Below are 7,987 nucleotides of genomic sequence, written 5' to 3' on the forward strand. Positions count from 1 at the left end.
AAAAAAGAAGGAGGGCTGCCTGATGCCAGTCAGTTGATCCAGGCCGTCATCACTATTCCAACCGGAGCGCCAGACCGGCCGCTCCGTCCACAAACCCGCGCTCTACTAGGCAGCGCGGGGCCGAGTGGCAGGCGGACCGCGACCGTTTACCGTCGCTGGCCATGGCCGCCGTGATGGCGCGAGGGCTCACCGCCGCCCGGCCCACCTGGCCAACCCGCCTGGGGCCCATCACGCCGCGGCCCCTGCCGGTAGTCATATCGCTCGCGGTCGCGGCCATAGTCGTAGCGCTGGCGATGGCCGTAATCATTGCGCGGGCGGCTTTGCCAGATGATCACCTCGGGCGGAGCGTACGGCCGATAGCGCGGCGCAGGCGGCACGCGGTAATACCCCGGCGGCGGCGCGTAGTAACCCGGAGGCGGCGCGTAATAGCGCGGCGGCGTCGAATAGCGATAGCGCGGTTGCGGCACCACGTAATAGCCGTCACTGGGGTAATAAGTCTCGCGGTCGACGCGATAGACTTCCGTACGGGTGTAACCGCCGGTCGTGTAGGGCACGCAGGCAGTGGTCAGCAGCGCCGCGAGGGCGATGAGCAGGATTCGAGGGAGCATGGCGGCCTCCTGGACCGCTGAGGTGCCCAGGCCAGCGGCGCTGGCGGGCGTCGATTCGTGGATGTTAATCGACATGGGTAAGACTGCGTTATCAGCGTTCAGTGCCATTGAAGCAACAAGTTGAAACATCTAGTCAAAGCCTGAAAAACATGCGGTCATTTTGCGCCCATCTCACTAGAATGGCCGGCTTGGCAAACATCATGGGAAGATCATGCCGCCTCGTTCTGCCTTGTTCTCGCAGCGTTCGCTGATCCTGGCCTTGCTGGTGCTGCTGAGCTGCGGCTTCCTGTCCACCTCGCTGCTGAGTTATCTCGCCTCGCGCAGTACCATCCGCGACAGCATCATCAACACCGAGCTGCCGCTGACCTCGAACACGGTGTATTCGGAAATACAGAAGGACCTGATCCGACCGGTGTTGATGGCGTCGATGATGGCTCAAGACACCTTCCTGCGCGACTGGCTGCAACACGGCGAGCAAGACGCCCGGCGAATCACCCGCTACCTCGCCGAAATCGTTGCCAAGCAAGGTATCTTCACGGCGTTTCTGGTCTCTGAAACCAGCCGCATCTACTACCAGGCCAAGGGCGTGCTCAAGACCGTCGAGGCCGATAGCTGGCGCGATGCCTGGTATTTCCGCCTGCGTGAACACCCCGCACCCTACGAGATCAATGTCGACCTGGACATGGCCAACCAGGACACCCTCACCGTGTTCATCAATTACCGCATGGTCGACGACGAGCAGCGTTTCATCGGTGCAGCAGGGGTGGGCCTTAGCGTCGACACGGTGATCAAACTGATCGACGACTACCAGCGCCGCTATCAGCGCTCGGTGTTCTTCACCGACGCCAGCGGCAAGGTGGTGCTGACAGCCTCTGAAGGCGGTCCGCACGGGTTGCGCGCCGGGGATCAACTGGCCGACAGCGCCGCCCTGCAGAATCTGAAAAGCCGCATGCCCACGCCTGCGCCCGGCAGCCACAGCTATGAAGACGCCGCCGGGCACAGCCACTTTCTCAACGTGCGACTGATCCCCGAGCTGGACTGGTACCTGATGGTCGACAAGCGCGAGACAGGCGCGCTGGATCGGGTGCGCGAGTCGCTGTACATCAACCTGATCATCTGCGCGATGATCACCGTGATCGTTTTGCTGCTGCTCAACGCCATGGTCAAGCGCCACCAGGACAACACCGAGGCCCTGGCCACCCTCGACAGCCTCACCGGGCTGCCCAACCGGCGCAGCTTCGACCTGCTGGCCGAAAAGGCACTGTTGCAGGCGCACCGCGAGCAGACGCCGCTGGTGGCACTGCTGATCGATCTTGACCACTTCAAGGCGCTGAATGACAACCATGGCCACCTGGCCGGCGACGAGGTGCTGCGCCAGTTTGCCTATGTGCTGCAGGGCAGCCTGCGCCAGACCGACATCCTCTGCCGCTGGGGCGGTGAAGAGTTCATCGTGCTGCTGCGCGGGGTGCCCGACGAGCTGGCCTTTGAGGTGGCCAACAAGATTCGGCAGCGCACCGAGCAGCTGTTTTTCAGTTTCGAGGACCAGCCGCTGCGCCTGACCACCAGCATCGGCCTCAGCAGCCTGCAAGCGAACGACACCTTGCAGAGCCTGCTGGCCCGCGCCGACCACGCGCTGTACCGCGCCAAACAGGGTGGGCGTAACCGCGTCTGCGGCGAGGCGCTGGAGACGACTCATGACTGATGCCCGGTTCTGTTCAAGTTGTTGCGCACCCCCACTGCCCCGCACCCCCCAGGCCCGGTTCCGCGCCGCGCGGGACGGGCATGATCAGCCCTGCAGCGAAGCGGCTGGAGGCTGCACATGACTGACCCCCAGCGCTGTCCCGCCTGTGGCGGGCGCAATGATTGCACGCTTGCCGATCCGCGCCGCGCCACCGAGGCCTGCTGGTGCTACGGCGTGACCATTGCCCCCGCCGTTCTGGCAGCCCTCCCCGCCGAGCAGCGCAACAGCCGTTGCCTGTGCCCGCGTTGCGCCCAGGTGCTGGCGCAGCTCGACGCAGCGCCACCGGCGCCGAACCGCTAGACTGCGTGCCCCCCTCGCCCGACCCCGACTGCCATGCGCCTGGACCGATTTCTCGCCAACCTGCCTCACCTCAACCGCCAGCAGGTGCGCGTACTGCTGGCGGGTCAGCGTCGACGGCCAGGTGACGTGCGATGCACACCACGACGTTCGCATTTTCAGCCGGGTGATGGTCGACGACGAGGTGCTCCAGGCCGGTGAGCCTGCGCGTTACCTGATGCTGCACAAGCCGGCGGGCTGCGTGAGCGCCACCGCCGACCCCGACCACCCCACCGTGCTCGACCTGCTGCCCGCCGCGCTGCGCGAGGGCCTGCACATTGCCGGGCGCCTGGACTACAACACTACCGGGCTCATGCTGCTGACCAACGACGGCCAATGGTCACGCCGCCTGACCCAGCCGCAGACCAAGCAGCCCAAGACGTACTACGTCCATACCGAAGACGAGATCGCCGAGCATTACGTCGAGCGGTTCGAGCAGGGGTTCTACTTCGCCTTCGAAGACCTCACCACCCTGCCCGCCCAGCTGCAGATTCTCGGCCCGCGCGAGGCACGGCTGGTGATCGTCGAGGGGCGCTATCATCAGGTCAAACGCATGTTCGGCCACTTCAACAACAAGGTCGTGGCGCTGCACCGGGAGCGGATGGGGGATATCTGCCTGGATCCAGACCTTGCGCCTGGGCAATACCGGGCGCTCGATGCGGGCGAGATCGCGTCGGTCTGAGCGGCATTCCACACGCTTGGGCAGGCGGCGGCCGGTCCTGCGGCGAAAGCGCGATGCGCAGCCTGTCAGTTTTCTCGCTACCACCACGCAGCTGTCATGAAAACCCCGCAGCCTGACTCCCGCCAAACGCCCTTTCTTGCGCCAGGAGTCAACGCCATGAGCCCAGAAATCGCAGTGCTGGAGATCCAGGGCCAGTACCGGGTCCATACCGAGTGCTACCGCAGCCAGGTTGCCGAGCAGACCGTCATCCTGGTCAACGGCTCGCTGGCCACCACCGCCTCCTTCGCCCAGGCGGTGCGCAACCTTCACCCGCAGTTCAACGTGGTGCTTTACGACCCGCCCTACGCCGGCAGATCGCGCCCGCACAACCGCCATGAACGGCTGATCGGCAAACAGGACGAAGCGCAGGTACTGCTGGAACTGATCGGGCACTTCCACGCCGACCACGTGCTGTCGTTCTCCTGGGGCGGGGCCTGCACCCTGATGGCGCTGGCGCATCGACCGCGCACCATTCAGACGGCGGTGATCAGCTCGTTTTCACCGGTGATCAACGCCGCCATGCACGACTACCTGGAGCGCGGCAGCGCCTACCTGGCCAGCGTCGACCGCCCGCGCATCGGCCAGCTGATCAACGACACCATCGGCCAGCACCTGCCTGCGTTGTTCAAGCGCTTCAATCACCGACATGTCAGCAGCCTGGACGATCACGAATACGAGCAGATGCACTTTCACATCCAGCAGATGCGCGAACATGATTTGCAGATCGCGCTGCACAACGCCCGTCACATCGAGATTCCGGTGCTGTTCATCAACGGCACGCGCGATGACTACGCCACCGTCAGCGACGCACGCCAATTCACCCGGCATGTGCGCAACAGCCGGTTCAGCGTGATTCAAGAGGCGGGGCATTTTCTGGAGATGGAGCACAAGGCGGCGAGCGATGAAACGCGTCGCGTGCTGCTGGAGTTTCTGCTGCCGACTCAGCGTGACTACCGCAGCCGTGCGGCAGTGAGGGATACAGCTTTCAACGCCGGCCATGTGCTGGCCCTGTAGGTTCTGCCAGGCCTGCGCACCGAGCGCGCGCTAATTTGCAGTTCGTGCTTTCAATACCTACCGCGTTCTGGTAAAAAGTCGCCCTGCGAAGCGGGTATAGTTTAGTGGCAAAACGAAAGCTTCCCAAGCTTTAGTTGAGGGTTCGATTCCCTCTACCCGCTCCAGTGTCCCCCGTCACAACGCCTTCGCCAGTCAAAATCTTCCGTCCGCACTAAAGCAATTTCTTGCTCAGCACGATTTATCTCCTGCAACCCATCTCTGCACCGCATTCAGCGTCGGCCGTTTTGTGCCCACAGCACTGAGCCCCGGGCGCGGGAAATGGAAGGCGCGCTGCTGTATGGTTCGGTGCGCGCCGGCATCCGCGCCTATCGCCTGTGGCGCAACCGCCAGCGTCGCGCGCAGCTCACGCCGGCGCCGGCCGACAGCCGCACCGGGCCTGTCGAATCCGGCAGCCGCCTCCAGGCTCAGCGGTTACAGACGCTCCTTGACCTGCGACAACGCCAGCTCGGCCTTCGACGGGCGGCGCGGGCGTTTCCAGCCGGTGCCAGGCGTGTGCTCGTGCCACAGGTGCGCAGCGATGGCTGCGGCGATGCCGCCGAGCACGCCTGACAGCGTACCGGCCAGCAGCGCCAGGTGCTCTTCGTGTGGCGCGGTCTGGCTCACGACCACCCACGTGGCCAGGCCTGCCCAGACCAGGGCCAGGACGAAGGTCAGCAAATAGCTGCGACCTTCGCGTTTGGGCCGCTTCGCGCCGCGGTTGAGCACCGCCAGCAGCAGCACCGCCACCACCACGGCGCAGGCGATGACCTGGGCGGCCACGGCACACCCCCGCCCACCCCAGAAGGTGGTGGCGGCAAATGCGCCGAGGCCGGTGATCACCAGCAGGATCAGGGCCACCAGACGGCCTTCGACATAATGCTCGGGGCCAAGATGATCGGTTGCCATAGCCTGTAATCATTCCTACATAGATGAATAATGGTGCGGACGATATAGACAGCCGCCCGCGACCTCAAGAACTGCCGCACAACGCACGCCGCTTTCTGCCAACCGACCGGCCCGCGCCTGAGCGAGCTGCCCGGCCCGCGTGCTACAGTCCCGGCGTTTCTGCGCCCGCCAACGGAAGTCCCATGCCAGTACGCGATGCCCACCTGCCCTCCTGGGCCGAGCTCAACGACCGCCATCCCGCTACCGCCCTGCTGCTGGGCAACGGTGCCAGCCGTGCGCTGTGGAAGCCCTTCGGTTATTTTTCGCTGTTCGAGCAGGCCCAGCAGGTACGGCACAAGGCCCTGGGCGTCAGTGACCAGGCCCTGTTCAAGGCCCTGGGCACCGAGCTGTTCGAGCCGGTGCTGAACACCCTCAACACCACCATCCGTGCCAACGCCGCGCTGGCGATCAACTCCACCGCGCCGCTGAACCGCTACTACTCGATCAAACAGGCGTTGATTCACGCCATCCGCGCCGTGCATGTACCGCTGAGCCTGGTGCCGGCCAGTACGCTGGCACAGATCAACACCGCGTTGCGCCGCTACCGCAGCGTCTACACCAGCAACTACGACCTGATCCTGCCCTGGGCCCTGCAGCAGCGACCCGACGGCTTCGCTGCGCTGTTCGACGAGCAAGGCTTCTTCGATGTCCGTCGCACCCAGGCCAGCGGCACTCGGGTGATGCACCTGCATGGCGGCCTGCACCTGCTGCGCCAGGCCGACGGCACCACCCGCCTGCGCGCGGCCGAGGGCCGCGAGCTGCTCGACGGCGCCGCGGTGAACGTGCCGGGCGAAGTGCCGTTGTTCATCAACGAGGCGCCCAGTGCGCAGAAACTGCAGGCCATCCGCAGCAGCGATTACCTGTCGTGGAGCCTGGCACAGCTCGCCGCTGAAGGCGGCAACCTGTGTCTGCTCGGCCAGCACCTGGACGACAGCGACGCCCACCTGCTCGAAGCCATCCGCCAGGCGCGCCCTGCGCACGTCGCGGTGGCCATCCGGCCCTTGGGCGAGGCCTCGGTACTCAACCAGCAACGGCATTTCAGCGAACGGCTGGGCGACCTGCCCGGCACCGCGCTGGCCTTCTTCGACGCCAGCAGTCACCCGCTGGCAGCGCCTGAGCTGGCCATTACCCCGCCAAAAAGCCTGTATCGACGCTGAGCCGTCTCAGCTCGCCGGCAGCAGGTCGTCGGCGCGCAGCAAGGTTTCCAGGCAGTGCTCGGTGATCGAGTAGAACGCCTTCAACTGCTCGATGCGCGCCAGCAATTCGCCAGCGGGCAGCGGCCGCTCGCGCTTCACCGCCAGGACCATCTTGTTCTTGCTGGTGTGCTCCAGCGAGATGAACTCGAACACCTTGGTCTCGTAGCCACAGGCTTCCAGGTACAGCGCGCGCAGGCTGTCGGTGAGCATTTCGGCCTGCTGGCCCAGGTGCAGGCCGTATTGCAGCATCGGCTGCAGCAGGTCCGGGCTGCGCAGTTGCGGGCGCAGCTGCTTGTGACAGCACGGCGAGCACATGATGATCGCCGCGTTGCAGCGGATGCCGGTGTGAATGGCGTAGTCGGTGGCGATATCGCAGGCGTGCAGCGCGATCATCACCTCGATGGCCTGCGGCACCACGCTGCGCACATCGCCACATTCGAAGTGCAGGCCCGGATGCTCCAGGCGCGCCGCAGCGGCGTTGCACAGCTCGACCATGTCGGGGCGCAGCTCAACGCCGGTCACCAGGGCCTCGCGCTGTAACGTGTCGCGCAGGTAGTCGTGAATGGCGAAGGTCAGGTAGCCCTTGCCGGAACCGAAATCCGCCACCCGCAGCGGCTGATTCGCCGGCAGCGGTGCGCTGCCCAGGGCATGCGCGAAGACTTCGATGAACTTGTTGATCTGCTTCCATTTGCGCGACATCGACGGTATCAGCGCACCGTGCGCATCGGTCACGCCCAGGTCACGCAGGAACGGGCGCGACAGGTCCAGGTAGCGCTTTTTCTCGCGGTCGTGGCCGGCGCTGGCGGCAGCCTCGCGAGGGGCCTGCGCGGTATGGCGCTGGAGCATGGCCTTGCCTTTCTTGCTGAAGGTCAGTTGCACCTCGCCGTCAGCGTCGAACAGGTGGGCATTGCGAAATGCCTCGGGCAACCACTGCGCGACCAGTACCGGCACCTCAGCCACGGGCACGTTGCGGGTGATGTCGCGGGTCTGGTGACGATAGACCAGCGACAGGCACGGCTGGCCCTTGATCTGCACGGGCTTGGCGATGATGCGGTGCAGGCTGCTGTCGCTGCCCACGTGGCGAGCCAGCACCAGCTTGGTCAGGCGGTGGGTGGCCAAGGCCTGGTCGAGCAAGGCAAGGAACTGGTCGCGCGCATCAGGCGCAGCGGTGGCGGAAGCAGGAACGGACATGGACAACGGGTGCCTCTGAAAGACGGGCGCATGAATGCAGTGCTGCGCATTCTACGTGCCCGCCGCCAGCAGGCGAAGGGCCAGGCGATGGGCGCGGCTAATCGAGCAGCAGCAGGCGCTCGAGCGCCGGGCGCGGCGCGGGGGGTTGCGCCACAGGGTCGAACAGGCTGGCGCAGCGCTCGATCGCCTCCAGCAG

General features: G+C 65.3%; 7 protein-coding genes, 1 tRNA gene and 1 pseudogene. 6 read left to right on the top strand and 3 right to left on the bottom strand.

All coding sequences use genetic code 11. The annotated features are described in order from the left end of the window. Nucleotides 1-146 precede the first annotated feature (146 nt). Nucleotides 147-608 (bottom strand): hypothetical protein, encoded by a 462-nt coding sequence (locus tag RT028_RS15900; protein ID WP_312936081.1) that lies wholly within the window; start codon nt 606-608, stop codon nt 147-149. 211 nt (nt 609-819) lie between these two features. Here RT028_RS15900 and RT028_RS15905 point away from each other — a divergent pair, with 211 nt between their 5' ends. From RT028_RS15905 to RT028_RS15925, 5 genes and pseudogenes are all read left to right on the top strand, one after another. Next, on the top strand, nt 820-2,310 hold the full coding sequence (locus tag RT028_RS15905) for a sensor domain-containing diguanylate cyclase (RefSeq protein ID WP_312936082.1): 1,491 nt from the start codon (nt 820-822) through the stop codon (nt 2,308-2,310). 117 nt (nt 2,311-2,427) lie between these two features. Next, nucleotides 2,428-2,649 (top strand): cysteine-rich CWC family protein, encoded by a 222-nt coding sequence (locus RT028_RS15910; protein ID WP_312936083.1) that lies wholly within the window; start codon nt 2,428-2,430, stop codon nt 2,647-2,649. Between the two features lie 33 nt (nt 2,650-2,682). Further along, nucleotides 2,683-3,367: pseudogene (locus tag RT028_RS15915) on the top strand (pseudouridine synthase). Nucleotides 3,368-3,523: 156 nt separating this feature from the next. Then, nucleotides 3,524-4,420, top strand: a complete 897-nt coding sequence (locus tag RT028_RS15920; RefSeq protein WP_312936084.1) for an alpha/beta hydrolase — start codon at nt 3,524-3,526, stop codon at nt 4,418-4,420. A 90-nt stretch (nt 4,421-4,510) separates the two neighbouring features. Beyond that, a tRNA-Gly gene (locus tag RT028_RS15925) sits at nt 4,511-4,584 on the top strand. A gap of 307 nt (nt 4,585-4,891) precedes the next feature. On the opposite strand, the gene RT028_RS15930 is transcribed toward RT028_RS15925, so the two are convergent. Then, the gene (locus tag RT028_RS15930; protein WP_312936085.1) at nt 4,892-5,365 is read right to left on the bottom strand and encodes a hypothetical protein; all 474 of its coding nucleotides are present in this window, start codon (nt 5,363-5,365) and stop codon (nt 4,892-4,894) included. 182 nt (nt 5,366-5,547) lie between these two features. On the opposite strand from RT028_RS15930, the gene RT028_RS15935 reads away from it, so the two are divergent. Next, nucleotides 5,548-6,561 (top strand): DUF4917 family protein, encoded by a 1,014-nt coding sequence (locus RT028_RS15935; protein ID WP_312936086.1) that lies wholly within the window; start codon nt 5,548-5,550, stop codon nt 6,559-6,561. A gap of 6 nt (nt 6,562-6,567) precedes the next feature. Here RT028_RS15935 and RT028_RS15940 read toward each other — a convergent pair whose 3' ends face one another. After that, nucleotides 6,568-7,791 carry an SAM-dependent methyltransferase gene (locus RT028_RS15940; RefSeq protein WP_312936087.1) on the bottom strand — a complete coding sequence of 408 codons (1,224 nt, stop codon included), beginning with the start codon at nt 7,789-7,791 and terminating at the stop codon, nt 6,568-6,570. Between the last annotated feature and the right edge of the window lie 196 nt (nt 7,792-7,987).

It is taken from the genome of Pseudomonas sp. (genome assembly GCF_032058845.1).
In the GTDB taxonomy this organism is placed as follows: domain Bacteria; phylum Pseudomonadota; class Gammaproteobacteria; order Pseudomonadales; family Pseudomonadaceae; genus Aquipseudomonas.

What these genes read in the sequence shown, in the direction of transcription:
- RT028_RS15900 (WP_312936081.1), bottom strand. Translation starts at nt 608, where the DNA reads ATGCTCCCTCGAATCCTGCTCATCGCCCTCGCGGCGCTGCTGACCACT.
- RT028_RS15905 (WP_312936082.1), top strand. Translation starts at nt 820, where the DNA reads ATGCCGCCTCGTTCTGCCTTGTTCTCGCAGCGTTCGCTGATCCTGGCC.
- RT028_RS15910 (WP_312936083.1), top strand. Translation starts at nt 2,428, where the DNA reads ATGACTGACCCCCAGCGCTGTCCCGCCTGTGGCGGGCGCAATGATTGC.
- RT028_RS15920 (WP_312936084.1), top strand. Translation starts at nt 3,524, where the DNA reads ATGAGCCCAGAAATCGCAGTGCTGGAGATCCAGGGCCAGTACCGGGTC.
- RT028_RS15930 (WP_312936085.1), bottom strand. Translation starts at nt 5,365, where the DNA reads ATGGCAACCGATCATCTTGGCCCCGAGCATTATGTCGAAGGCCGTCTG.
- RT028_RS15935 (WP_312936086.1), top strand. Translation starts at nt 5,548, where the DNA reads ATGCCAGTACGCGATGCCCACCTGCCCTCCTGGGCCGAGCTCAACGAC.
- RT028_RS15940 (WP_312936087.1), bottom strand. Translation starts at nt 7,791, where the DNA reads ATGTCCGTTCCTGCTTCCGCCACCGCTGCGCCTGATGCGCGCGACCAG.